General features: G+C 54.2%; 20 protein-coding genes and 1 tRNA gene. 11 read left to right on the top strand and 10 right to left on the bottom strand.

Going from position 1 to position 25,200, the window contains the following annotated elements:
- Together V4U88_RS15820 and V4U88_RS15815 are read right to left on the bottom strand one after the other, a co-directional pair.
- Positions 1–1,506 (bottom strand): TROVE domain-containing protein, encoded by a 1,506-nt coding sequence (locus tag V4U88_RS15820; protein ID WP_334074211.1) that lies wholly within the window; start codon positions 1,504–1,506, stop codon positions 1–3.
- Between the two features lie 389 nt (positions 1,507–1,895).
- Positions 1,896–1,979, bottom strand: a tRNA-Lys gene (locus V4U88_RS15815).
- Positions 1,980–2,262: 283 nt separating this feature from the next.
- Between V4U88_RS15815 and V4U88_RS27030 the strand changes: the two genes are divergently transcribed.
- From V4U88_RS27030 to V4U88_RS15790, 5 genes are all read left to right on the top strand, one after another.
- The gene (locus V4U88_RS27030) at positions 2,263–2,679 is read left to right on the top strand and encodes a hypothetical protein (protein WP_416367266.1); all 417 of its coding nucleotides are present in this window, start codon (positions 2,263–2,265) and stop codon (positions 2,677–2,679) included.
- 120 nt (positions 2,680–2,799) lie between these two features.
- Positions 2,800–3,825 (top strand): MoxR family ATPase, encoded by a 1,026-nt coding sequence (locus V4U88_RS15805; protein WP_334074210.1) that lies wholly within the window; start codon positions 2,800–2,802, stop codon positions 3,823–3,825.
- Between the two features lie 6 nt (positions 3,826–3,831).
- Positions 3,832–5,649 (top strand): vWA domain-containing protein, encoded by a 1,818-nt coding sequence (locus tag V4U88_RS15800; protein WP_334074209.1) that lies wholly within the window; start codon positions 3,832–3,834, stop codon positions 5,647–5,649.
- Positions 5,650–5,696: 47 nt separating this feature from the next.
- Positions 5,697–7,007 carry a helix-turn-helix transcriptional regulator gene (locus V4U88_RS15795; RefSeq protein WP_334074208.1) on the top strand — a complete coding sequence of 437 codons (1,311 nt, stop codon included), beginning with the start codon at positions 5,697–5,699 and terminating at the stop codon, positions 7,005–7,007.
- A complete protein-coding gene (locus tag V4U88_RS15790) occupies positions 6,994–7,818 on the top strand; it encodes a WYL domain-containing protein (protein ID WP_334074207.1) in 825 nt (274 codons plus the stop codon). Before V4U88_RS15795 ends, V4U88_RS15790 begins: the two co-directional genes overlap by 14 nt.
- A 43-nt stretch (positions 7,819–7,861) precedes the next feature.
- Here the strand turns inward: V4U88_RS15790 and V4U88_RS15785 are convergent, their stop codons facing one another.
- Positions 7,862–8,914, bottom strand: a complete 1,053-nt coding sequence (locus tag V4U88_RS15785) for a hypothetical protein (RefSeq protein WP_334074206.1) — start codon at positions 8,912–8,914, stop codon at positions 7,862–7,864.
- Between the two features lie 472 nt (positions 8,915–9,386).
- Positions 9,387–10,772, bottom strand: a complete 1,386-nt coding sequence (locus V4U88_RS15780; RefSeq protein ID WP_334074205.1) for an SEC-C metal-binding domain-containing protein — start codon at positions 10,770–10,772, stop codon at positions 9,387–9,389.
- A gap of 416 nt (positions 10,773–11,188) precedes the next feature.
- Between V4U88_RS15780 and V4U88_RS15775 the strand changes: the two genes are divergently transcribed.
- Positions 11,189–12,094 carry an AraC family transcriptional regulator gene (locus tag V4U88_RS15775; RefSeq protein WP_334074204.1) on the top strand — a complete coding sequence of 302 codons (906 nt, stop codon included), beginning with the start codon at positions 11,189–11,191 and terminating at the stop codon, positions 12,092–12,094.
- A gap of 55 nt (positions 12,095–12,149) precedes the next feature.
- Here the strand turns inward: V4U88_RS15775 and V4U88_RS15770 are convergent, their stop codons facing one another.
- Both V4U88_RS15770 and V4U88_RS15765 read right to left on the bottom strand, forming a co-directional pair.
- Complete coding sequence (locus V4U88_RS15770; protein WP_334074203.1) at positions 12,150–12,539, bottom strand: tautomerase family protein; 390 nt, start codon at positions 12,537–12,539, stop codon at positions 12,150–12,152.
- Between the two features lie 30 nt (positions 12,540–12,569).
- Positions 12,570–13,331: a DeoR/GlpR family DNA-binding transcription regulator gene (locus tag V4U88_RS15765; RefSeq protein WP_334074202.1), complete on the bottom strand. Its 762-nt coding sequence runs from the start codon at positions 13,329–13,331 to the stop codon at positions 12,570–12,572.
- Between the two features lie 309 nt (positions 13,332–13,640).
- On the opposite strand from V4U88_RS15765, the gene iolA reads away from it, so the two are divergent.
- The 4 genes from iolA to fba all read left to right on the top strand — a co-directional run bounded on the left by iolA (position 13,641) and on the right by fba (position 18,464).
- Positions 13,641–15,104 carry a methylmalonate-semialdehyde dehydrogenase gene (gene iolA / locus V4U88_RS15760; protein ID WP_334074366.1) on the top strand — a complete coding sequence of 488 codons (1,464 nt, stop codon included), beginning with the start codon at positions 13,641–13,643 and terminating at the stop codon, positions 15,102–15,104.
- Positions 15,105–15,121: 17 nt separating this feature from the next.
- Entirely contained in the window at positions 15,122–16,105 is a 984-nt protein-coding gene (gene iolC / locus V4U88_RS15755) for a 5-dehydro-2-deoxygluconokinase (protein WP_334074201.1), read from the top strand.
- Between the two features lie 87 nt (positions 16,106–16,192).
- The gene (locus V4U88_RS15750) at positions 16,193–17,527 is read left to right on the top strand and encodes a gluconate:H+ symporter (protein ID WP_334074200.1); all 1,335 of its coding nucleotides are present in this window, start codon (positions 16,193–16,195) and stop codon (positions 17,525–17,527) included.
- Between the two features lie 73 nt (positions 17,528–17,600).
- A complete protein-coding gene (gene fba / locus V4U88_RS15745) occupies positions 17,601–18,464 on the top strand; it encodes a class II fructose-1,6-bisphosphate aldolase (protein ID WP_334074199.1) in 864 nt (287 codons plus the stop codon).
- Positions 18,465–18,545: 81 nt separating this feature from the next.
- Here the strand turns inward: fba and V4U88_RS15740 are convergent, their stop codons facing one another.
- The 3 genes from V4U88_RS15740 to V4U88_RS15730 form a co-directional block, all read right to left on the bottom strand.
- On the bottom strand, positions 18,546–20,651 hold the full coding sequence (locus V4U88_RS15740) for an ATP-binding protein (RefSeq protein ID WP_334074198.1): 2,106 nt from the start codon (positions 20,649–20,651) through the stop codon (positions 18,546–18,548).
- Between the two features lie 5 nt (positions 20,652–20,656).
- On the bottom strand, positions 20,657–21,268 hold the full coding sequence (locus V4U88_RS15735) for a cobalamin B12-binding domain-containing protein (RefSeq protein WP_334074197.1): 612 nt from the start codon (positions 21,266–21,268) through the stop codon (positions 20,657–20,659).
- A 125-nt stretch (positions 21,269–21,393) separates the two neighbouring features.
- Positions 21,394–22,566, bottom strand: a complete 1,173-nt coding sequence (locus V4U88_RS15730) for a DUF5050 domain-containing protein (RefSeq protein ID WP_334074196.1) — start codon at positions 22,564–22,566, stop codon at positions 21,394–21,396.
- A gap of 807 nt (positions 22,567–23,373) precedes the next feature.
- Between V4U88_RS15730 and V4U88_RS15725 the strand changes: the two genes are divergently transcribed.
- A complete protein-coding gene (locus V4U88_RS15725; RefSeq protein ID WP_334074195.1) occupies positions 23,374–23,655 on the top strand; it encodes a hypothetical protein in 282 nt (93 codons plus the stop codon).
- Between the two features lie 544 nt (positions 23,656–24,199).
- Here the strand turns inward: V4U88_RS15725 and V4U88_RS15720 are convergent.
- Positions 24,200–25,183 carry an SPFH domain-containing protein gene (locus V4U88_RS15720; protein ID WP_334074194.1) on the bottom strand — a complete coding sequence of 328 codons (984 nt, stop codon included), beginning with the start codon at positions 25,181–25,183 and terminating at the stop codon, positions 24,200–24,202.
- Between the last annotated feature and the right edge of the window lie 17 nt (positions 25,184–25,200).

Raw genomic sequence — 25,200 nt, 5'->3', positions numbered from 1 at the left:
TCACTCCTTCTTGTCGAGGTCCATGGCATCCACCTGCTTCGTCATGGACGCGTAGCCTTGCAGCGTCTGGGCAATGTAGGACAGGACCGTGTCGCTCCAACCGTAAATGTAAAAGGTGTTGCGGTCCATTTCCGGCACCATCGCGTACCGGTAAGGAGCGATGTCCACGATGAACGCCTTGACTTCCGGGTTGATGTTGGCGCGGTACTGGGCCAGTTCCCGGTAGAACGGGCTGCCGGTGTTTTGATGCTCATCCGTAATGATGATGATCTGATCCACCCGCTTGCGCTCCAGAAGCAGCTTGCGCACGGGCGCACCGGTATCGGTCCCGCCGCCGGCGCGAATATGCTGCGCTTGGCCGAGGATGCTGTCGCGCTTCGAAGGTCGCGCGTCGTGGACCTCGTGGTTGAACAACCAGAACAGCGAGTTTCCCCGCGTCTTCTTGAACAGGGCCAAGGCAAATACCGAACCGGTCTCCAGATATTGTCCCTCCATCGAGCCGGAGATGTCCAGGAAAATCGCCGTGTTCCCGCCCAAATCCGGCAGATTGCCGAAGGTCAGGTCCACCGCGTCCCGCAGCGCGTCGCGCAGATCGGGATGCTCGACCTGACGAAAGGCGGTAGCGAACCGGAACGGCAGGATGCGCGCCTTGCGCAGCGCCTCTTCATCGTTGAACCGCGCGATAACGTAATCCACGTTCCGCTTATCGTCCAGGACGCCCGCCCGCTGCAGGGCGTTCAGGTGGCGGAGCAGCGCAAAGGTCGGCATCTGGTACAGCAAGGCCTCCCACACGGCCTTGGTCGGCTGAATTGCGCCGGTGACCGTCTCGTACGGAAGCTTGCCGCATCCGATCCACTCGATCTGCTCGCTTTCGCTCGCGGCGCGCTTCAGCCGTTCCAGCGCCGCCACCTGCGGCAGCAGCTCAAGGTCGGCCTCCCAGCCGCGCAGGTACCGGAACAGCGCCTGCTGCTTCAAGTCCGCCGGCTTCGGATGGGCCGTGGCGATCACGTCGCCCAGGCTGTAGCCGCGGCCGCGGCCGTTGTATTTGACAGCCCAGTATTCGCTGACGCCGGCCAGGAAGTGGTTCACCTGGCGCTTGACCGCACGGCCGCCCTCCCCCCGGCCCTGACCCTTCAGAATGGTCAGGAAGTCGAACAGGTCGGAAGGAATCCGCACGACCTGCGGGAACACCTTGGCAAACAAATCCGGCCGGTAAGCCGAGAGCACCGCCAGGCCGAAGATCGGCTGCAGGCGCATCAGACCGGTATTGCGGGCGAACACGAGCGCTTTTGCCATAAACGTCGGGTTGGCCGCCGCCATTTCATGGTGGAGCTGCTCGGCATCGCTCAGGAGTTCTTTTTGATCGGCATAAAACGTATTGCTCATCGTATTGGTCAGCAAAGTCTGCAGGTACTGTTCCTCCGCAGACCGCGTATAAGCGGGATAATGATCTTTGTTGCGAGTGGTCGGTCTGAACGGACCGAACAATTTTTGGGCGAAACTCATTTTAAATAACCTCCTATATCCGTATGTGAGTGCAATGACGCCCAACAGAATATTTAGATAACACCGGTGAGGAAAAAGAGGGGCGGGTTCGGTGCAGGAGTCGAACCTGCCGTAAAGCCCGGTAATTCCATAAGTGCGCTTGGATGGCGAAGTAACCCGCCCCGGCGCCTCACCGGTATTATTTAGATGTGCTGGGAACGGGTGCGCGAGGAAGAAAGCTTGTTGAGAAGGCTGCTGTGCCCTCCGGCACGATCATTACTAATCCCTAATTAGTCGAAGTAACCCTCTCAGGCGCCTCGCGCGCGTTCCTGCATTTGATGCAACTCATCTTCGAGGAAAAAGGCGGACAGGTCACATAAACTGCTCTACCTCTGAGCTATTCCGCCGTTAGGCGGAAGTTGGATTCGAACCAACGGCCAGTCGCTTAAAAGGCGAAGGATCCCGTCCAGGCGCCTCGAAGATCTCACTCGGCCGTCCCCTTGCGGCGATGACCTTGTGAACCTATCTTCGCCGATTTTTCGCTTCGCGAACATGGCGAAAGTATTACGAGGGGAAAATTTCCGGGTTGGGTTGGGGAAGCTGAACGGATGAAAGGTATGGTTCCTTTTATTTAAAGGGAATACTTCCTGCTAATTTTCCGGTGTGGGCCCTTTGAAAGGACTTAGCTGGAAAAACTCCCTCTAATCAGGGCCTTGCCGGCCGCTTCTCCCTTCCTCGGCTGAAATAACTGGAGGTTTTCCGGCTAATTCAGCTCAGTTGCCGGGTAGGCACCAAATTAACGGGAGATATTCCCGTTATTGGGCCGCATCTTTTGTCAATCGATCCAGTCTTCGTCAAACCAGCGGCAGCGACGTATCCGGCACCAACGTTTGGTGGAAAAACAACAAGAGCGTCAACGCCAAAGGGCTCGCCGCGAGCGAAGCCGACTTCGTCAGCCTGACCCCAACGCTCACCCGCAACAGCAACGGCTCTCCGAACCTCGGCAGCTTTCTGAAGCTGAGCGAAGGAAGCGACCTCGCGGGGGCCGGTACCCCTTCCGGCGCCAATATTTGGGGCACGCTAAAACATACTAAAGCGATACTTGCCTTCCAGTCCGAACGAATTCCAGACGGTATGGCCGGGGATCCCCTGGCTGTACCGTTTTTTTGTTTCACCGGGACAAAACGGGTATAGCCAACTTTTCGGGCCTGCGCCTCCCGGGCCCTATGGTATCATGTTCATAACGTTAATTTTTATGGAAGGAAATCATTATAAAGCATGAATATTTCATCCTCTGTAACATCCAAGCAATTAATGGAGCTGCTATTAAACGTAGCTGTCGTCCGCCCGGTGTTTATCTGGGGGCCGCCCGGCGTGGGAAAATCCTCGCTGGTTCAGCGGTTCGCCGATCTGGTCGGCTTGCCTTGCGTCTCGCTGCTCGGCAGCCAGCTGGCACCGGAAGATCTCATCGGAGTACCGCAAATCGTCGACGGGGTGAGCCGGTTTTGCCCGCCGAGCATGATTGCCCGAAACGAACCTTACTGCCTGTTTCTGGACGAACTGAACGCATGTACGCATGAGGTTCAGAAAGCCTTTTACAGCTTGATTCTGGAAAAACGCGTCGGCGAATACCGTCTGCCGGAAGGCTCCGTCGTGATTGGAGCGGGGAACCGGGCCCAGGACAGCGCGATTGTGAAGCCGATGTCGTCCGCGCTCATGAACCGCATGTTTCATGTGCAGCTTAAGGTTTCCCACCGCGAATGGCTGGAGTGGGCTTACGAGAACGACCTCCATCCCCTGGTCATCCAGTATATCGAGACGCGCCCGGATCATCTGTGGGTTCAGCCGCCGAAGCACGAGGAACCGTTCTCCACGCCAAGGTCGTGGCACATGTTAAGCGATGCGCTGAAGGAATACGGGGATCGGCTGCAGCCGCAGGTCCTAGAGATTCTCGCGACAGGCTGTCTATCCCCGCATCATGCCGGACAGTTCAAGGCTTTTTATAAGCAGAGCCATCATAAATACAAGCTGCATGAAATTATCGAAGGCGGAGCGAACTGGCCCCACCTGCCGGAGGACCGGGATGTGCTTTACTTTATGGCCCAGTCTTTCCGGGCTCACCTGATCAAGGAGCTGCCGGAATCTAAGGACGCGCTCGCCGAACATCATAAGAAGCTAGCCCACCGCGCCAAGGCCCTGCTCAAGAATTTAAGCGCGATCAGTCTCGAAATCGCCCAACTGGCCGTGGCCAGGGACGAAGCCGGCGAGAGTCTGCCGGATTGGTTCCTGGTGGAGATCGTTCGGGACTTGCCTAGACTTGTACAGAAGAAGGAAGCATGATCGATTATGGGAAAACAAAAACAAAAGTCCGGAGAAATGGACCCGGCCACACGGGCTTATGAGGAGGGGCTGCGGTTTGTCTCCCGCCACCCGATGTTTGCCCCGCTCGCGTCGCACGCTCATTTTGTGCGCATGGAGGGCAATCTCTGCCCGGATAACGGTTGGGCGGTCACGACAAACAGCGGATATATTCATGTTCATCCGAAACGCAGGGCCCTGTCCGAAGAATGGATTTACATTCTGGCCCATGCCCTTCTGCATTTAGGCTTCGGGCATTTCAAGGTCATGGAACGGCAGGACATGTGGAACACGGCCTGCGACGCTTTTATCGCCAAGTTTCTTTACGATATGCGGCTGGGGCAGCCTCCGGAGGGAATGGACGGGCGTGTAGAGATCGGAGCAGGAAGCGAGGAAGAGCTTTACCGGAAATTTATGGATAGGGGGCTCCCCCCTGCCTTCCACAACCTGGGTACAGCGGGGCCGGGACACCAGGACATGCTCCTCAACTCGAAGGCTTCCGACCGCTCTTACTGGGGTAACAAGAACGTCAACTGGCAGGATTTGTTGGGCAAAGGGCTCGCCATGGCCGTGACGAGCGCGGTCAATGTGTCGGCGGGGTATGAAGCCTACCTCGGCGCAAACCGCGATATTTTGACGCCCGTTATGAAAGCCCGCAACTGGTTTGTCAGCAGTTACCCGCTGATGGGCGCGATGGCGGCCGATTTTCGAATCATTGAGGATCCTCTGCTCTGCACCCGCCTGTCGATTTCGGTGGCCGCCGTCGATGCCGAGGCCAAGGAAATTTACGTCAACCCCGTAGCCGGGCTGGATGAGCAGGAATGCCGCTTCGTGCTCGCCCATGAATTTCTGCACGTCGGACTACGGCACCATGCCCGCGCGGAGGGGCGCGACCCCTACCTGTGGAATGTCGCCTGCGACTATGTCATCAACGGGTGGCTTATGGAAATGGGGTTGGGCGCCTTTCCCCGGGTGGGAGGCCTGCATGACCCCGAGCTTAAAGGACTGTCGGCGGAATCCGTTTACGACCGGATCGTCACGGACATGCGGCTGTACCGGAAAGTCGCGACTTTTCGCGGCGTCGGAACGGGCGATATTCTGGAGCCGAAAGTCCCCTATTGGTGGGACCGAAAAGACGGGCTGACGCTGGATGATTTTTATCGCAGCTGTCTCGGTCAAGGGCTCGACTATCATTTCGACCAAAACCGGGGCTTCCTGCCGGCGGGTCTGATCGAGGAGATCCGGGCCTTGTCCCAGCCCCCGATCCTGTGGGATGTGGAGCTTGCCAAGTGGTTTGACAGCTACTTTTCCCCGCTGGAAAAAGTCCGGACTTACGCCAGAATCAGCCGCCGGCAATCCTCCACCCCGGATATTCCCCGCCCCCGCTGGGTGCCGGATGCGGGAGCCGAGGACGGCCGCACCTTCGGCGTGGTTCTGGATACCTCCGGTTCCATGGACACCAAGCTGCTGGGCAAGGCCCTGGGGGCGATCGCCAGCTACAGCATGGCGCGGGACGTGCCGCTCGTTCGGGTCGTGTTTTGCGACGCGGCCGTCTACGATCAAGGGTACCTCGCGCCGGAAGTGATTGCGGACCGCGTCTCCGTAAAAGGCAGGGGCGGAACGACCCTGCAGCCGGCCATCGATCTGCTCGAGCATGCCGGGGATTTTCCGAAAAGCGGCCCGTTGTTGATCATCACGGACGGCTACTGCGATCGGGTGAGCATCCGCCGCGAGCACGCTTTCCTGATTCCGAAAGGAAACCATCTTCCCTTCGTACCCAAGGGGAAAGTTTTCCGAATGGACTGACGCCTGTTAAAATAGGATTATACATAATCAGGAAACAGGTGGTTGAGGTGGCAAAAGAAAGCTTCGATAAGGAAATCCAGTTTCTGCGGATGCTCGTGCTGACCAGCGGGGCTTACAGCAGGCAGCAGTTCGCCGAACGTCTCGGCATCTCCGTCCATACGTTCGACAAGACGCTGCGCCGGCTGAAGGATATCGTCGGCACGATGTATCAGCAGCTGCCGCAGGAGCAAAGCAAGGAATTCGCGGAGGCGATCCGCTTTAATTACTACGAGTCGGCGGACCCGATGCTGCTCTTTCTGTTCCGCGCCAAGTCGCTGAAGGGATCGGAATCGGTGCGCTTCTCGCTCCTTCTGGCCGCGCTGAACGACCAGGCGCTGACAGCGATGGAGCTGATGGACTACTGCTGCGGCAGCCTCCCCTCCGACATCCCGCTCCCCGACGAGAAAACGGTCCGGTCGGATCTGAAATACTTGGAAGAGGTCGGTGTCATCCGCAAGGAGTCCGCCTCCCGCCCTTACCGCTACCGGTTGGACAACGACCTGGTGCGGGAATTGACGGAGGAGGAGCTTTACGACCTGTACGATTTCGTGGATGTGATGGCCAATACGCAGATCCCCTCCGTCCAGGGATATCTTCTCCGCGACGGTCTAAAGAAGCATCTGCTGCGAAACCGGGCCGAGCCGCAGGCGCTGGAGCATTTTTTGTATAAATACCACTATTATTCGCGGATTCTGGATGAGGCGCATTTGTTCACGCTGCTGGACGCGATCCGGCATCGGCGGCGGGTGCGGTTTTTGTATTTTTCGCCCAAAGCCGACAAAAGCTACGCCGCGCAAAATACGAACCCCTTGTTCGAAAGGGAATCGCAAGGGAAATTGGAGAAAACCCTCCCCTTGAAGGTCGTTTACGACCACCAATACGGGCGCTGGTATTTGCTCGCCTCCGGCAGAGAAGGCATCCGGAAATACCGGATGGAAGGAATGACCCAGCTCGAGGAGGAGGACGCGGTGGCCGAGCAGGTATTTGCGGAGAAAGCGGCCGCTCTGGAGGAGAAGATGAGGTACAGCTGGCTGCTCGATACCGGACGGCCGGTGACGGTGCGGGCCCGCTTTTTCAATCCCGGTCATTTCGAACCGAATTTTGTCAGGGAGCGCGTCCTGCTGCAAGGTCAATGGGGGCAAATCGTCGCCGAGGAAGAGGAGAGCTTCATCTACGAAATCAAGGTCAACGGCACGACCGAAATCAAGCCGTGGCTGCGGAGTTTCGGCTCCAGCTGCGAGGTGCTCGAACCGCTTTATTTTCGCCGCGAAATGATTGCCGAGTGGAAGGAGATTCAGGCCTATTATGAATCCGTTTGAGAAAATTTTTAACTACCAGGTCATTTCCCGTCTGGATGATTCCGGCACGTTTATGGTCACCGCGCACGAACGGGCCTGGCTGAAAAAGATGCTGAAGCATCCGGCGGCCGAGGCGGCCTTTACCCCGGAAACCCGGCAAAAGCTGCAGGATTTGCTGCAAAGCGTAGAGGAGCTGACCACTTCGGATTATCTGACCGAAAAGGCGAAAAGCGCGGAGAAACAGGTATATCACCCGCTGCTGCGCGCCTTGCGCAAACATATCATTGAGCGGGGCGGCATCCGGATCTCGTTCCAGGTGAAGCGCGGCCGAGTGCAGCCCGATCGTTCGGGGCTTGCTTACAAGCTGGAATATTCCATGGTCAAAAGAGAGTGGTATCTGCTCTGGTACGATCTGCGCCATCGGTCGCTGATGAGCACCCGGCTGAGCAAATTGATCTCCGTCGCCCCCGAACCGCTGGACCCGGCCGCCGCCGACCAGGTCTATGAGGAAATCGCCCGGACGCTGGACTCGCGAAAGACGGAAACCGTCCTGGAGGTGGTCCGGGAATATCATAAAGAATTGTCGCGCATTCTGTACGCTTTTTCCTGCTTCGAGAAAACCGTCGAATACGATGAAGAGCAAGGCACCTATCGCCTCCGCGTCTGCGTTCTGGGGGACGAGGTGGAGTATCTCCTGTCCAAAATCCGTTTTCTCGGCAAACGGGTGCGGATTCTGGAGGGCGACTATTTGAAGCGGAGGATGCTGGAGGCGTCGACCAAGGCGCTGGAGCGGTATGGGGATGATGCTGAAGAGGTGGAGTTGTCTTCGTAAAAATAGAGCGGGCGCGGAGATCCTTGTGCTGTGCGGATCTCCGCTATTTTCGCTTCTCCAGCTTCTTCTTGAGCTTGTCCAGTTCGTCCTGCATGGCCGGGCGACGCGGATACATCTCACTCAACCGGTCCAACAACCGCAAACTCGCCTCCCGGGCACCCGCCTCGAAGTAATCTTTGAGAAGCTTGCAGGTTTCTCTGTACTTTCTTCGCTCCGTTGCCTCCTTCGCTTGATTCAAAATAAACTCCTCATACAGGAGATAGGTCTCTTCCGGAAATTCCTTGGCTACCCGCTTCCCGTATTCCCTAATTAGATACTTGTCCTTATGGAGCAGCTCCAGTAGTTTTGCAAACTCCCCGGCTTGATTCAGCAAGGAGGCGTAATCATGGGACATGAGATTTGTGGAAAGCTCTTGCAGCAGCGGCTCCCTCTTTTGTTCCCAAGTTCCCTTCGCTTCATAAAGCAGCTTAAGCTTCGAATAATATGACGTTCTACCGCGGAGCAGGATGTAATGAACAATCTCCTCCAGCTTCTGTGAATCGTTGGTTTCCGTATAGATGGACTCCAGATATTGCGCCCATTTGAGGTTACGGTCACCCCATTCTTTTCTCTGGGACATCGCCTGAACGCAAAGTTGCTCGGCCAACGCATAGTCTTTTCTTTCCAATGCCTTGTTGACGGCCAGTTCCCTGACCTCGGACACTTCCAGATTCTCCATCAGGTACCGGTCTGACGCCTCCGGTCCCTCAAGCCGCTCCACAATTTGATAAGTAATTAAATGCTCATCCGGATATTTGGAGCCGCTAAACATTGTCCCGAAACTTCCGCACACCTCGTAGACTTTTTGCGCCTGCTTTTCATCGCGAACCAACACGACCGCGGCTTTTAACAGACGAAAGCCAAAATCGGCCCAATCCCTCATTCCCGGAAGTTTGGCGGTCTTGAGGAGGGTTTCAAAAAAGTGTTTCCGGTTCGCTTCATCCGCCGTCTCGCACAGGGCGGCCAGCGCTTGAATGCTGAAATTGATCGCTTCTCCCAGGGACCCTGATGAATCATCGGCGTGGGAAAGAAGTTTGATTCCTTCCTTAACCAGCATGATCTCGATATCAAAGCTTCGGCTTGTTCCAGGATCGCCACCATTTCCGCACCAACCCGATTACTGCCTCCGTAAGGCAGGAAGCCCCGGTCCGAATGGCGGCGAATCGTCGCCTTAATCTGATCCTTAAATTCCTTGAGCTGCGGATGTTCCGGCATGGGAGCCCTCCTAATTTTTCTTAATAAACCCCTTACGTTTCAACTAAAATCTGCAACATTTTCACACTTAACCAGTTTTATTAACCAGTTTTAACGGGAAAATCCCCCGTTAATTTTCCACTCTTGGCCCTTGGTTCCGATTTAACTGGAAAAGCTACATCTATTTTGCGGCCCAAACACCGCTATACATGGTTTCCGGCGAATTAACGGGAGGTTTTCCAGGTAATTCACCTCTTCAGCCGCATAGGCACCAGATTAACGGGAACAATTCCCGTTAATCTGATCAAAAAGCCGTTTGTCCCTGGCTACTTTCTTCAAAACTCGTCCAAATCAAACCTTTTCAGCTTGGCTGCGCAGCAGAATTTGAACTTCTTGCCGCTGTTGCAGGGACAAGGCTCATATATATTGGACGGAGACAGCTTTTCGGTCAGCGCTTTTCGTAAATCGCTTAAATCCTCGAAAAATTCGATCCCTATGATACACTCCAAATCGTATTTTTCGCAAATTCGGGAGATTTTAGCGGCCTGTTCTTCCGATTTAACGGTTACGATGACCGTTCTGCCGGATTTGGCCGGGCTTGCCGCTGGCCTGCTCTCCGGCTGGGCCTCAGCCTCTTTTCGTGTTTTGGTGATCATCACGTCAAAAGTCCGATGCTTTTCCGGTATCTCTTCCCTCCTGTCCCCCAAGTACATTTCAGCGACCGGATAAAAGGATTCCAACTGATCCGGAATAAGATCGAAATCCATTTCCAAATGCTCGGGCAAAATCCCGCCCTGGTCTTCCGCCAAACCGAAACCGGCTGCGGTCTCTCCATACGGATCCAAAACCGCGATATCCTCCTTAGTCGGCATGATTTCAATGCCGCCAGCGGTTCGCAGATGGATACCTGTCAGGCCCCGCAGTGCCGCAGCCATCATCTGCCTTAAATCGAGGATATCCATTCTTCGATCATATTTGGCGCAGATCAAATGCTTCTTATAGTGGTAGGCCGCTTTCTCGTTTTCACGAATTTGATCCAACAGGAGTCCCAGACTGAAGTGGGATTCGGCTTGAGCCGGATCGGCCTGAAGGGATTTTTCGAAGGCCGCGGCCGCCAGCTCCGGTCTTTTCCCTTGTATATACAGGTTGCCTAAGCGGTTCCACAGGTATCCGTCCTGCTTACGGTCCGGGTCCGCGAGCAAGTCGAGCAGATGCTCTTCCGCATCGGTCACCCATTGAAAAGAGGTTCCGTCGTGAAGGACCGTTTTTCCTCTCCTGAAATTCGGCTGCTCTTCCATGGGGTCGGCCTTCATCCTCAGCAGATAAACCATAAGAAAAAGCGGGTCTTTCACAGTCCAGTTCCCCGCACCATTACAATGCTTGCAGCGAAAGTAACCCGTTGCTTGAAAATATTTGAACATATCTCCATCGTGTGCTGCTGAGTCGGTCGTTATAGATTCCTCGACATCCCGCCCCTGTTGTTCTATATCAAACAAGATCTGTCCAAGATCATACTGGCCTTGTCTGCCGCAGTGACCGCAAATCAGCGTTTGCTTGTTGGGCTCGGAATAAGCTTCAAACTTCTTCCGGTTTCTATTGATGAGCTTGGCTAGGGCTCCAGGAAGATGAGAAGCAGACGGACTGACGGGGATCTCCGACAAAGGTCGATCCGTTAATAATGAAATCAGATTGGGAGAAATTTGCGCACTCGGGGCCGGCACTATATTACATCCTCTCGTTAAAATTATTTGCTCCTGTTTGACTATGTGTTACAGTTCCAACTTATTCTATTCTACTATTTGCGCGTTGAAAAACGAAGTTTCAATGTCATACCTATCAGAGGAAGGAGAGCTTTGCCGACACGTAGAATTTAACGGGAAAACCTCCCGTTAAAATTGCCGCTCTTGACCCTTGAGTCCGATTAACTGGAAAAGCTCCATCTAATTCGCGCCTCGGCCTCAGAAAAACGCCATTTCAAGCGGATTAGCGGGAGGTTTTCCAGGTAATTCGCCTCTGCAGCCGCATAGCCACCAAATTAACGGGAGGTTTTCCAGGTAATTTGAAACAACGAGCTACTGCACTATTCGCAACCGCGGACAGGTCAAACTCTCCCCGTAGGATTATCATGAGAGGTGTTATGAGAACCAATACAAAGATCGACTGGCACCGGAGAGTGGAGGAAGCCATCCTCCGGATCATGAGTGCGCTGGATGAGCCGCTGAATTTTCGCCAAATATCGCATGAGGTCCATGCCTCGCCCTATCATTTTCACCGGAAGTTTCGCGAGCTGACCGGGGAGAATGTGCATGCATGCCTGAAAAGGCTACGGATGGAAAGGGCGATGCACTTCCTCCGCCACTCCTCGGCCGATGTGACAACGATCGCGTTCGACTCGGGCTACGAGACGCCGGAGGCGTTCACCAAGGCATTCAAGCGAATCTATGGCTTAACGCCCAGCGAAGCGAGAAGGCTTCCGTTTTGGAATGGCGCTCTCCACTCCTCCGTGGGTCTGCACTACAGCGAGCATCGGCCAGCCTATTGGTTCTACCTCAATCCTGAAGGAGAGAATGTTATGCAGACAAAAATTGTCGCTTTTGCCTCAAAACGGACCGTCGGCCTGAGAAATGTCGGGGATTACTGGGGATTGCCCCGGGTTTGGGAGCAATTCCACCACACTCTTGGAGAGCATGATCTATATCCGCAAGCCCGGGAAATGATGTCCGTGTTCCCGGATCATGCCGACGACATCCCGGTACAAGACAAAATCTCTTACGCCGCCATGGTCGTAAGCCCTGACTTCGAGAACACCTATGGGTTGGAGGAGTACACGATTCCCGAAGGCCTTTATGCCGTAACCGTTCACTTTGGCTCCTCGGAAGAAATCGGCCCGACCTGGGACCGCTGGGTGCAGGAATGGCTGCCGGACAGCGGGTGGCGGGCGGACCCTTCCAGGCCCAATTACGAGTGGTACCAAAACCACAGCGTTCCCCCCGAATTGCAGCTGACTTTTTTATGTACGCCGGTGGTAAAAATCCAGTTGTAGCGCCAAAAGCCCCCTCAACTTTTTCGTCGAGGGGGCTTGCTTTTCATGAACCCGTCTACAATTTGCCGGTCAAAAACTGGGCTTCTCCCAGCCCGAAGCTCCAGTCGGCCTCTCCGTTCTCGGTGATCGAAATCATGAGGTCCTGCGGAGAAAGCCCGCATTCCGCCTCAAGCCTCTGTGCCAACAGCGCGTACAGCTTCTCTTTCTGCTCCACGGTCCGGGTCTTGCTGACAATGCTGATCAACACCACGTCCCGGCTGCGTGTAAATCCGAGCCCCGTATCCTCAATCACAAGCTCGTAAGGCTCATGTTGATGAACGATTTGGTAACGGTCGCGGACCGGAACGCCAAACGCCTCCACCATCGCTTCATGCGCCGTATCCAAAAGTTTGCGCAGACTCGCTTCATCTCTTCCTTTAATCACATCAAAACGTAATAGCGGCATATATTCGCCCTCCTTCAACATGTCTGTGCTTTACTCTTCTTCGGCAATATGGACGGCAACGCCATGTTCTTCACAATAGGCCGCATATTCCTCCGGCATTCCCCGCGAGGTAATGACCGCATCCACCTTGTCCAGCGGCGAGTAGGTCAGCAGGGTGGAACGGCCGAATTTGGACGCGTCCGCAAGCAGGAAAAGCTGGTTTGCCTTCTCGGCCACCCGCTTCTTGATCTCGTATTCCAACACGTCGGAGTTGGTCAGACCGCTGGCGATGGAGACGCCGGTGGCGGCCATGAAGGCCTTGTTAATGTTGTATTTCTCCAACAAAGGCAACCCGTCGCTCCCGACGAATGACTTCGTGTCCCGCTTGTACATATTGCCCAAAACCAGGAGGGATATATTGTCCAAATGGGACGCGGCGTTAATGACATCCAAGCTGGTGGTCAGGATTGTCAGCTTGGGCAGGCGCGGCAAATATTCGACCAAATTCCGGGTCGTCGTGCCCGAATCAATGAAAATCAGCTCATGTCCCTCCACGAACTCCGCCGCCCGCTTGGCAATCGCCCGTTTCACCGATTTATTGGTCGTATCCCGATTTTCAAAGGGGATCAATCCCTGAGAAAGCGAGGTGACGCCTCCGTATACTTTTTGAATGGTTCCTTTCTCCAGCAGAACTTGAATGTCCCGGCGAATGGTGTTTTTGGAAACTTGAAAATGCTCACACAGCTCATCCAGCGATGTCGTTCCCAGCGAATGAATGTAGTCCTCCAATTCCTGCAAACGTCTCTCTCTCATGGTTATGCTCCGTTCCTTGTTCTAGTAAACTCATAAAAAAAAGATAACACATAACCAAAATGTAATCAACAATTACCTAAGTTGACAATGACTTAATAATTTTATGTTGACACTTAATCATTAAAATAATAATATTTACTCAAAAGATACCCAAAAGGTGAGTATGACTGAACAATCTTTTTAAAGCTATTAACCTGCACCTTACTTATGGGCCCGCTGAAGCAACAGTTCCCGGCACTTCGAGAAAGCGCCTTCACAGGCTGGTCCGAAGAGGGCGTCTTTTTACAAATCATAGAGAGGATGGACATGATGACGGAAATCAGAAGGCTTCGCAACTATGTAAACGGAGCATGGAGAGAGAGCCGCACCGACCGATATGAAAGCGTTGTTAATCCGGCGACCAAAGAAATTATCGCCTACGTTCCCATTTCCACGAAAGAGGACATTGAGGAGGCTGCGGGCGTAGCCGCACAGGCTTTTGAAAACTGGAAGAACGTTCCTGTTCCCCGGCGGGCCAGAATCCTGTTTAATTATCAACAACTGCTCACGGAGCACAAAGACGAATTGGCCCGCCTCATTACTCTGGAGAACGGCAAAAACCTCACCGAGGCCCTGGGCGAAGTGCAGCGCGGGATCGAAAACGTTGAATTCGCGGCAGGCGCCCCTTCATTAATGATGGGTGATTCGCTGGCCTCCATCGCAACCGATGTGGAAGCGGTCAATTACCGTTATCCGGTAGGCGTTGTCGGCGGCATCGCGCCTTTCAACTTCCCGATGATGGTGCCTTGCTGGATGTTCCCGATGGCGATCGCTTTGGGCAACACCTTTATCCTGAAGCCGTCGGAGCGGACGCCGCTGCTGACGGAACGCTTGGCCGAGCTGTTGACGGAAGCCGGGCTGCCGAAAGGCGTCTTTAATGTGGTCTATGGCGCGCATGATGTCGTGAACGGCATCCTGGAGCACCCGGAGATCAAGGCGATTTCGTTTGTCGGGTCCAAGCCGGTCGGCGAATATGTGTACAAAAAAGGCAGCGAGCATCTGAAACGGGTTCAGGCGCTCACCGGGGCCAAAAACCACACCATCGTGCTGAACGACGCCAACCTCGACGAAACGCTTACCAATATCATTTCAGCGGCCTTCGGTTCGGCCGGCGAGCGGTGCATGGCCTGTGCCGTCGTTACGGTGGAAGAAGGCATTGCCGATGAATTCATCCGGCAGCTCAAAGAGCGGGCGCAAAACATCAAGATCGGAAACGGCTTGGAGGACGGGGTTTTCCTGGGACCGGTAATCCGCGAGGACAACCTGAAGCGGACCCAACAATATATCGAAAAAGGGATCGCCGAAGGGGCCGCGCTGGTTTGCGACGGACGGGAGCATGTGACGGATGACGGTTATTTTGTCGGCCCGACGATTTTTGATCATGTGACCACCGACATGACCATTTGGAAGGACGAAATCTTCGCGCCGGTGCTGTCGATTATCCGCGTGAAGAACCTGAAGGAAGCGGTCGAAACCGCCAACCGCTCGGAATTTGCCAACGGGGCCTGCCTGTTCACGAACAACGCCTCGGCCATCCGGTACTTCCGGGAAAATATCGACGCCGGGATGCTCGGCATCAACCTCGGCGTTCCGGCACCGATGGCCTTCTTCCCCTTCTCCGGCTGGAAGTCTTCCTTCTACGGAACGCTTCATGCCAACGGAAAGGACAGCGTGGACTTCTATACGCGGAAGAAAGTGGTCACCGCACGGTATCCTAAGCCTTCATTCGAATAAAAAAGGGGACGAACGACATGCAACAATCCATAGCATCCAAAGCGTACGATGTGATTGCCATCGGGCGCGCCTGCATTGACCTGAACGCGGTGGAGTATAACCGGCCCATGGAAGAAACGCTGACCTTCTCCAAATATGTCGGCGGTTCTCCCGCCAATATCGCGATCGGAAGCGCCAAACTCGGCCTGAAAGCCGGATTCATCGGCAAAATTCCGGATGATCAGCACGGGCGGTTTATCCGAAAATTTATGGAAGGCGCCGGGGTAGACACCTCCCATATGGTCGTCGATCAGGAAGGGCATAAGGCCGGGCTGGCATTTACGGAGATCAAGAGCCCCGAGGAGTGCAGCATTCTGATGTACCGCGAGGGAGCGGCCGATCTATACCTGCGCCCCGAAGAAGTAGACGAGGATTATGTCCGGCAGGCCAAGGCCCTGCTGGTTTCGGGAACGGCACTGGCTCAAAGCCCTTCCCGCGAGGCGGTGTTTCAGGCGATCGCCTATGCGAAACAGCACGAGGTCGAGATCATTTTTGAACTGGATTATCGGGGCTACACATGGAAGTCGCCTCGTGAAACTTCGATTTACTACTCCCTGGTGGCCGAGCAGGCCCAGGTGATTATCGGAACCCGCGACGAGTTCGATATGATGGACAGCTGCAAGGGTAACAATGAACAGACCGTCGGTCATTTGTTCAAACATCAAGCCCGGCTTATCGTCATCAAGCATGGGGTTGACGGCTCCTATGCCTATACGAAGACTGGCGAGGTGTACCGCGGCAAGGCTTACCGAAGCAAAGTGCTCAAAACCTTCGGTGCCGGCGATTCCTACGCTTCGGCTTTCCTTTACGCGCTGATGTCCGGAAAAGATATTCAAACCGCCCTGCAGTATGGCAGTGCTTCCGCCGCTATCGTCGTCAGCAAGCACAGCTCCTCGGAGGCGATGCCGACCGTTTCCGAGATTGAAGCGCTGATCACAGCCCAAGCCGGATTATCCGGCTAAGGGGCGGCGGCGTATCATGGTCGGAGTTTTAGAAAGCGCTTAAACCTTTAAACCTCATTCCAGACAGACTATCTAGGAGGCAACCCCATGCCAATTCTAATTGTAGCCATCGGCGTACTGCTGTTGTTGTTCATGATCATGAAGCTGAAGTTAAACACCTTTATTTCCTTGGTCATTACCTCCGTTATTGTGGCGGTCTGCCTGGGTATGGATTTGTCGCAGATCATCTCCACCGTCGAGAAAGGAATCGGCGGTCAACTCGGCCATCTCGCCCTGGTCTTCGGGATTGGCGCCATGCTGGGCAAGCTGGTGTCCGATGCCGGGGGCGGTTACCGGATTGCCATCACCTTAATCGACCGCTTCGGTAGAAAGCGCATTCAAATCGCAGTTGTGATCGCTTCGTTTATTATCGGGATCGCCCTCTTTTTTGAGGTGGGCCTGGTTCTGCTCATTCCGATCGTATATGCCATCGCCAAAGAACTGAAAATGCCGTTCCTGTACCTCGGGATCCCGATGGCGGCGGCGCTTAATGTCACGCATGCTTTCCTGCCGCCTCACCCCGGCCCGACGGCGATCTCGGTCGCCTACAACGCCAATATCGGCCAAGTTTTGCTGCTGGGCATTCTGGTCGGGATTCCGACGACCATTGTGGCCGGCCCGCTGTTCAACAAGTTTGCGATGAAGTTTTTCCCGACCGCCTACGAAAAAGCCGGAAACATCAGCGCGCTTGGCGAGCGGAAGGCGTTCAAGCTTGAGGAAACCCCGGGATTCGGAATCAGCGTGTTGACCTCGCTCTTTCCAGTGATTTTTATGGGGCTGTCCACCCTCTATACGCTGATTTTCCCGGCCGACAATACCCTGAAGGAAATCGTGGTCTTCATCGGGAACCCGGGAACATCCATGCTGATTTCCCTGCTGCTCGCCATTTACACCATGGGACGCTCGCGCGGCATCTCCATGAAGGAAGTGGGCGAATCGCTATCCAAGTCGATTGCCCAAATCGCCATGATGCTGCTGATTATCGGCGGGGGCGGCGCCTTTAAGCAGGTGCTGGTGGATGGAGGCGTCGGGGACTATGTCGCCACCTTGTTCAGCAACTCCAATATGTCGCCGCTGCTGGTCGCCTGGATCATCGCCGCGATTCTCCGGCTGTGTTTAGGCTCGGCCACGGTGGCCGCTTTGACGACCGCCGGTCTGGTAGCGCCTATGATGGTGGCCGGGACGGTAGATCCCGCGCTCATGGTGCTGGCTACGGGCGCAGGCAGCGTCATCGCCTGCCATGTCAATGACGCCGGCTTCTGGATGATCAAGGAATACTTCGGGCTCAGCATGAAGCAGACGTTCCAAACCTGGACCCTGCTGACGACGGTGCTGTCCGTAACCGGACTGGGATGCGTCATGCTTCTAAGCTTGTTCATGTAAGAAAGAGAACCGTGAAGCGGAACACGGCTATCGCTTATGAAATCTAGAAACCGGATAGAGAGGAAGATCAACCATGGCTCTAATCTCCATGACATCCATGCTGAGGAAGGCCCTGGACGGCACATATGCCGTCGGCCAGTTTAACATCAACGGTCTCTTGTGGGTGCAGGCCATTCTGCAAGCGGCCGAAGAAACAAAATCGCCGGTCATTCTGGCGGCGTCGGACCGCCTGATCGATTACCTCGGCGGCTTCAGGACGGTCCAAGCGATGGTCTGCTCCATTATGGAGCAGCAGCAAATCACCGTTCCCGTGGCCCTTCACCTGGATCACGGCTCCTCCGTCTCCCGCTGCAGGCAGGCGATCGACGCGGGATTCAGTTCGGTGATGTACGACGGCTCCCACGGACCTATTGCCGATAATATCCGCAATACGAAAGAGGTCGTCCAATACGCCCATGAACATGGCGTGTCCGTTGAAGCCGAGGTCGGGACGGTCGGCGGCATGGAGGATGGACTCGTCGGCGGTATTTCTTACGCGGATTTGAACGAATGCAAGATGCTGGTGGCGGAGACCGGGGTGGACGCTCTGGCCGCGGCGCTCGGTTCCGTCCACGGCAAATATCAGGGCGAGCCCCAGCTCGGTTTCCGGGAAATGCAGGAGATCGCCGAGGCCGTTCGCATCCCCCTGGTGCTTCACGGCGCCTCCGGCATCCCCGTTCCCCAATTGCGGAGGGCCATCGAGCTCGGGCACGCCAAAGTGAATTACAACACTGAACTGATTACGGCATGGGCCACCTCCGTGCGGACAATGCTGCTGTTCAACCCTTCCGTGGTGGAGCCTAAAGTCATTATGGCGCCCGCCAAGGAAGCTTTGATCTCCAAGGTCAAAGATCTCATGGCCGATCTCGGATCCGTGGGAAAAGTTGAAGCAGGATAGACACTTAAAAAAGCTCAAGCGCTGTTCATGAAACTGAAGCGCTTGAGCTTTTTTCCCGTTGAGATGGGAATCGCTATTCGGCTAACTTATGACCTTCATATTCTCGCCGCCGATCCATTCGCGAAACGCCTGGCAGGATTGCCGATACACCTGTTCCAGCCGTCCCCACCGCGACCTTGCGGCTTCCACGTTCCCATCGCGGGCCAGCCGCTCGATCTCGGCCAGAATCCGCGCCACCTCGACCATTCCCACACTGATGCTCGCCGATTTAATATTGTGGGCGATTTGTTCCAGGGGGCCGGCCATATCTTCTTGTCCATCAAGCACGGCCCGCAGTTCGTCCAGTTTGACCGCCGTATCCGTCAGATACATCTCAAACAGGCCACCCAGCATACTCCGGTCCTGCTCATCCCATGGCGGCGGGGCAATGTCCTCTATCGTTTTCCGATTCAGCAGAATCTCCGCATCGGGAAGGTCTGCCGTCAAGCGATCCGCCGCTTCCTCTCCGCGCACCTCGGGAAGAAACCGCGCCAACACTGCCTGAAGCATCTCCAAATGAACGGGCTTCGTGATATAATCGTCCATCCCGGCCTCCAGGCAGCGCTCCCGGTCCCCCTGCATGGCGTCGGCCGTAATGGAGATGATGGGCACATGCCCTCCCTCCGCTTGTTCGGCCTCCCGAATGCGCCTTGAGGCCTCAAAGCCGTCCAGCACCGGCATTTTATTGTCCATAAGGATGAAGCCCGGTCTGCGCTCACGCCACATCCGGACCGCTTCCTCACCGTCCCCGGCGATCAGAATGCGCTCGAAGCCGAGCTTTTTGAGCTGCAGCGTAGTGATGTGCTGGTTAATCACATTGTCTTCCGCCAGTAAGATCAAAGTGTCCAAATCTTTGCCTTCCATGCGCCGAGGGGGTTGTCCGCTTCCCGGCTTGTCCGTACCGGTCAGCGGCGCCGCGGATTTCTCCAGCCCGATTTCAAACCAAAAGGTGGAGCCTACGTCGGGCATACTCTGGACGCCGATCGTTCCGCCCATCATTTCCACCAACTGCTTGGTGATCGAAAGCCCGAGCCCGGTAGAACTGAACTTCGCCGAAAAGCTGTTGGCGATTTGATAAAACGGCTGAAACAACCGCTCCGCGTTCTCCTTGGAAATCCCGATGCCGGTATCCTTGACCTCAAACCGCAGTCGCTGCCGATTCCCGCTGTCCTCCAGCAAAAACACCCGAATCTCGACCTGTCCCTCGTAAGTAAACTTTACCGCATTCCCCGCCAAATTGAGCAGAATTTGCCGCATCCGGTTCGGGTCGCCCTGAAGGCCGGCCGCCACCTGCGGGTCGATAAACACTTTTATTTCGTTGCGCTGCTCCTCCGCCCGGCTGCCCAGCAGTTTGACCACATTTTCCGCGAGCTCCGGCAGTTCGAAAGGGACTTGATCCAGCTTCATTTGACCGGCCTCAATTTTGGACAAATCCAGGATGTCGTTGATAATATTGAGCAGCAAGTTTCCGGAATCCATAATGATCGAAACCGATTTGTGCTGCTCGTCATCCAACCGCGAATCCGCCAGCAGCTCGGCGGTGGCGATGATGCCGTTCATCGGCGTGCGGATTTCGTGGCTCATGGTCGCCAGGAAGAGGCTTTTGGTTCGATCGGCGCTCTCCGCCTTTTCCTTGGCCGCTTTCAGCTCGATGTTTGTTTTCGCCAGTTTCCGCTGCAGGGAGACCAATTCATTGTTCATGGCGGAGAACTCGTCGAAGGTTCTCATTTCCTGCTCCAGTTTGCGCGCCATCTCCCGGCCCAGCTTCTCGTTCGTTTCGCGCAGCGCCTTTAACTGCTCGTCGCTTACCTTTAACATTTCACGAACAAAGCAGGACGAATCCATAGCCCGGTCCGATGCCACAAGCAGCAGTTGCTCATCCAACATACCGCCGTCGACATAAAAAAGTTCGAGACGTCCTCCCCGTTTAAAATAGATCCGCCCGTTCAAAACCGGCTGACCGTTTTGGGCCTGCTCCACTAAACCGCTAAACGCGGAATCCTTCGACTCGTCCATCATCGCGAAAATACTCGTTCCGATCAGGCTGCTTCCGGACCTTTCAAACAGGCCGAAGTCATCCCGGTTGATCTTGATGATTGTGCCGGAAACGGTGCATAGCAGCGAAGTGATGCACTCCTCTCGTTCCATCCGTATCAAGCCTCCTCGCCTAATTCGGCAGACTCCCGGCCACCGAGCAGCCCGTACGCTGCCTCGATCGCCGTTCTTGCATCCCTGGCATAGCCGTCGGCACCGACGCTGCGCCAAAGCTCCGGGTCGATGTTGAAGGGCATGCCGCCGACCAATATTTTGACCTTCCGGCATGCTTCAGCTTCATTGACCCGGATCTCTCCGATCAACTTCCGGACAAGGCTCACATGATAAGTCAGGGTCGCCGACAGAGCCAGTACATCCGCCTTCCTTTCGATGACCGTACGGATCACCGAAGCGAAAGGCACGTTCGCACCGATATAGAACGTTTCCCAGCCGTTTAATTCAAAGATGTCGGACACCATACGCAGTCCGATCTCGTGCAACTCCTCACCGACGCAGGCGGCAACCAGCCGATACCCGCGCCGCGAAGAAGTAAAAATATAAGGGTAAAGCTGTGACATAATCGCCTGTGTCGCGGCCGTAAAATAATGCTCCTGCGCCACCGAGATCCGGTTTAGCTGCCACAGCCTGCCAATCTCATACTGAGCGGGTTGAAAAATTATCCTATTCCTGCCAATCAGTATACTATAGTGCCGAAAGCCGCAAAAGTGCATCCTGCCCTAGGAAGAGGACTAATGAAAGCGCATGAACGAGGATAAGAGCGATACGCCGGCGAAATTAGCTAAAAAACGGACGCAAAAAACACCATGAGGGTGTCATGGTGTCTTTTGCCCCAAAATCAATTTACTTTATAGTGCAGCAAATCTCTGCCGGCCCCGGCACCTCCCAAGGTCGCCACTTTTTTGGGGCTCGTACCGCCCTGCTTCGTCACAAACACTTCGTTGGCCACGGAATATGCCACATAATCGCCTATAGGCTCCACATTTTTGATCCGTACCCAACCGTAATCAAACCCCAGGGGAATATTGACCAGCAGCTTTTTCTTGCCGGTCTTGAGATCCGCCAGGTACAGTTGCTGATTCGACTTGCCGGGATGCTGTTCTTCCGTAAAGTAAAGTTTGCCTTGTTCCGCCGCGAAAATGTCCACGCCATCGGTACGAAGCTTGCAAATCGCCCGTTTACCGGTACCGTCCAGGTTCATTTCGCGCAGTGCCTTGGAGCGGTTATCCAGATAATAAATTTTGTTGTTGGCAATATATATCTTGGCTACATCAGCGTCGCCCGACAGCTTGTTCTTATGGGTGCCGTTCAGCGTCATCCGGTAGAGGGCCCAGCGATTATTTTCGTAGTATTGATAATAGATCCAGCCGTTGTTGACATGTTTGATATAAGAATCATTTGAGGACAGTTTCGTTTTCTTGCCGTTCGACAGTTTATAAATCGCATAATCCCCGTCTACATCCGTAAACCAGACCTCATTGTTCCGGATATACGTTCCTTCTATTGAATGGAGCTGTCCTTTCGCCAAGGTCTTCCGGTCGGACATATTCTTTTCATTTACCCTGACGATATAACCTTTGGCATTGTAATACTGGTAGCCGTCCTGCGCAAACTGTAGATACATGCCGGCGTTGGGATCGAAATCATAGTTTTCCGCCTCGCCGTCCATCCCGATCTTCTGAACTCGATACGCGTCAAAAACGGACCCGGCGGTATAAAAATAACCGTCACTTTCCGCCACAGGAGTGATCATACGCGGCGTTCCCTCAGAGTTCACGTCCTTGCTCTCAATTGTCCCGTCCGGGTAGACGGTCAGGATCTCCCGCCCCCCAGTGTAAACCACCTTCGGCAGCGAGCCCTGCTTTTGCTCCGCGGATCCGTCCTGCGTGGAGCTGTCTCCCCCCGCGACAGTCTCCTGGGTTCCGCCTCCAGCGTTTTCCTCCGCCGCTGCGGGAAGCGCGCTCAAGCAGACGCAGAGCATGATCGCGATAAGGCAAAATTTTTTGAACAACTATCAATTCCCTCCTTTAATATGGGTGTTATTCCCACCCTCCATGATACACCCTTGTCATTTCGAGCAAAAGGAAAAAAATCCTCCCTATACAGGTTGAACTAAAAAATTGGAGTTGGGCAAGGATGTGATAGGGTTTCGGAACTGCGTTGTCAACATCCACAATTGTAGATATAGAGTCCCACCGTCGGAATCTACGTCATTAACGGGAAAATATCCTGTTAATGTACCGCTCTTGGCTTTTCAATCAGATTTAGCTGGAAAAGCTCCATCTATTTCGCGGCCCTATTGCCCAAATACACCATTTCAGGCGAATTAACGGGAGTTTTTCCAGCTAATTCGCCTCTGCAGCCGCATACGTACCAAATTAACGGGAAGAACTCCCTTTAATTCAAACCAAACATTCAGGTGCAGTTCAAGAGTGTAAAAAAACCTTTACACCGCTGTCTAATATGCAAATCAATAGTTCAACCTAATATAGCGGCTTAGGAAAACTCCTGTCCTGGTTCATGCAAAATTTGTAACTTTCTGAATGATAACAACCTGCTATAATACTAGACAAATTTAGACATTTTCCACAATTTGGAGATCTCTATGAGGAGTTTAAGTAAAGAGATCGCTCAAAAAATTATAACCAACGAATTAAGTCCGGAAGCCTTAAAACGCCTATTTCCCGAATATCAAAAGGAGGTGTTGGATGAACTGAGGAAGCTGAGAAATCAGAATGCCTCGGATTTTGCGGATTCGGTTATTGCTAAGTATACAGCGCTAGCCAAAATGGCCAGCCAACAGATTCACAAAAGCGGAATGAATGAAAAAACCGTTCGGGCCTTCCTTCACCATGTGATCAAAGCCAGACTGGCCATCTCCTACATGGAACAATTAAGCTTCGCCGCCACCTTGGAGCAGCTTTCCGGTACCTTGAGATTTAACCTATGGGATGGGACGCTGCTGCAGAAGCTGTTATTTAAACAAGGGTTTGAGCGAAAACCGGTCTCCCTCCGGCTATTCCATACTCCTGGCCGGTGCCCCGAAACCCATATGAAAAGCATGTCTTTCAAACGAAATCCGGCGAAATCTACATTGTAATCGGAACCAGAAATCCGGCGGTCACGGGAGATTTCGAGGCTTATGCAGATGCCAAAAGCTTCACGATGGAGTTGAACGAACGGCTATCTTCTTTCCTTCTGCCCCCATCCGGGGAAAATGCAGTCTATATTTTCCGAAGACAGTAAAAGGACCCTAAACGGCCAAAAGACCTGAAATCCCAAAAGCGGATTCTTAGCTATCTGTCGCGGTAATTAAGGGAAAACAGCGCACTCTGCAAATTTTGCAGTGAATACCGTTTAACGGAAATCATAGCCGCTATTTCTCTAAAAAACGCTTTTTGGAAATTTTAACGGACGTAATAGCGCCTATTTCCCTGGATTGTCCTAGAAAAGACCGCCACAGAGCCAAATAGGCGCTACTGCTTCCGTTAAAATATGACTTCTGCCGCATATGCCGAAATAGCGGCTGCTATTTCCGTTAGAACGAGTTAAGGCGCCACCGGTCGAAGCCCATCTCAATCAAAAAATCCCCAACCTGTATCGGTTGGGGGTCCCCGCTCTACACTATCGTACTCGCCCTCACTTTATCCCAGCTTCTGACCGCAATTGGGGCAAAAATTCGCCCCCTCGTTCTTCGTGCCGCAGTTCGGGCAGAAGTTGGGACGGGCGGCGGCATTTCCCGCAGCGCCCGCGATCGTATTCGGATGTTGCCCCGCGGCCGGGTTCTGGCTCAGGTTTTTCATCATCTCGCCGGCCAGGTTCATGCCCATCATCATCCCCGCCATATCCGCGGCCGCGCCGCCGCCCTGCACTCTTCCGGAAGCGATGCCGTCCGTCATGCTGACCTGCTGGTATTGGGTCAGGTTGCCGATCATCCCCTGGGAGGCGACCTTGGTGATCATATCCTGAATTTCCTGCGGATAATTGAAACTCATCACCTGGAACCCGGTAATGGTCAGCCCGTCGCCTATCACCTCCATGTCCAGGTCTTCACGAATGCCGCGCGCGATTTCCATGCTGTTGGCCTGAAGATTGAACATATCCTTGCCCTCCCGGCCAATCCACTTCATGAGCAATTGGTTCAGTGCCGAAGTAATCCGGATTTTCACGTCTTCCACCAGGTAAGTTTGCTTGACGCCGGCCACCTTGTCGATCAATGTCACATAGTCGTTCACTTTAAAATTGAACGTCCCATTGGCGCGGATCGGCATTCCGCCAGGAAGCTGGGGCGTCGGGATCAGGATCGGGTTTTGCGTCCCCCATTTCACGGTGAACTCCTTGGTGTTGACGAACAGCACTTCCACCCGCATCCCGCTGTTAAACATGAACTTGAACCCTTTTAATGTCGATAAAAAAGGGATGATGTCCGACTCGATCTGAAATTCGCCCTCATCTTTAAAAATCCCCTCGATCTTGCCGTTGTTGATAAAGATGGCGTCCTGGCCGGGACGAATGATCAATTTGCTTCCTTTTTTGATTTCGGGGTTATTCCACTTCCAGAAAATCATATCATCGCGAAACTCTTCCCATTCCACGACATTCGAAAATTGATTTCTAAAAAAACTCATTCTCCTCATCCCTTTCG

The organism is Paenibacillus sp. A14 (genome assembly GCF_036864815.1).
Classification (GTDB): Bacteria; Bacillota; Bacilli; order Paenibacillales; family Paenibacillaceae; genus Fontibacillus; species Fontibacillus sanfengchensis.
Note: the sequence above shows the minus strand (reverse complement) of the source record. Positions and strands in the feature narration are given on the sequence as shown.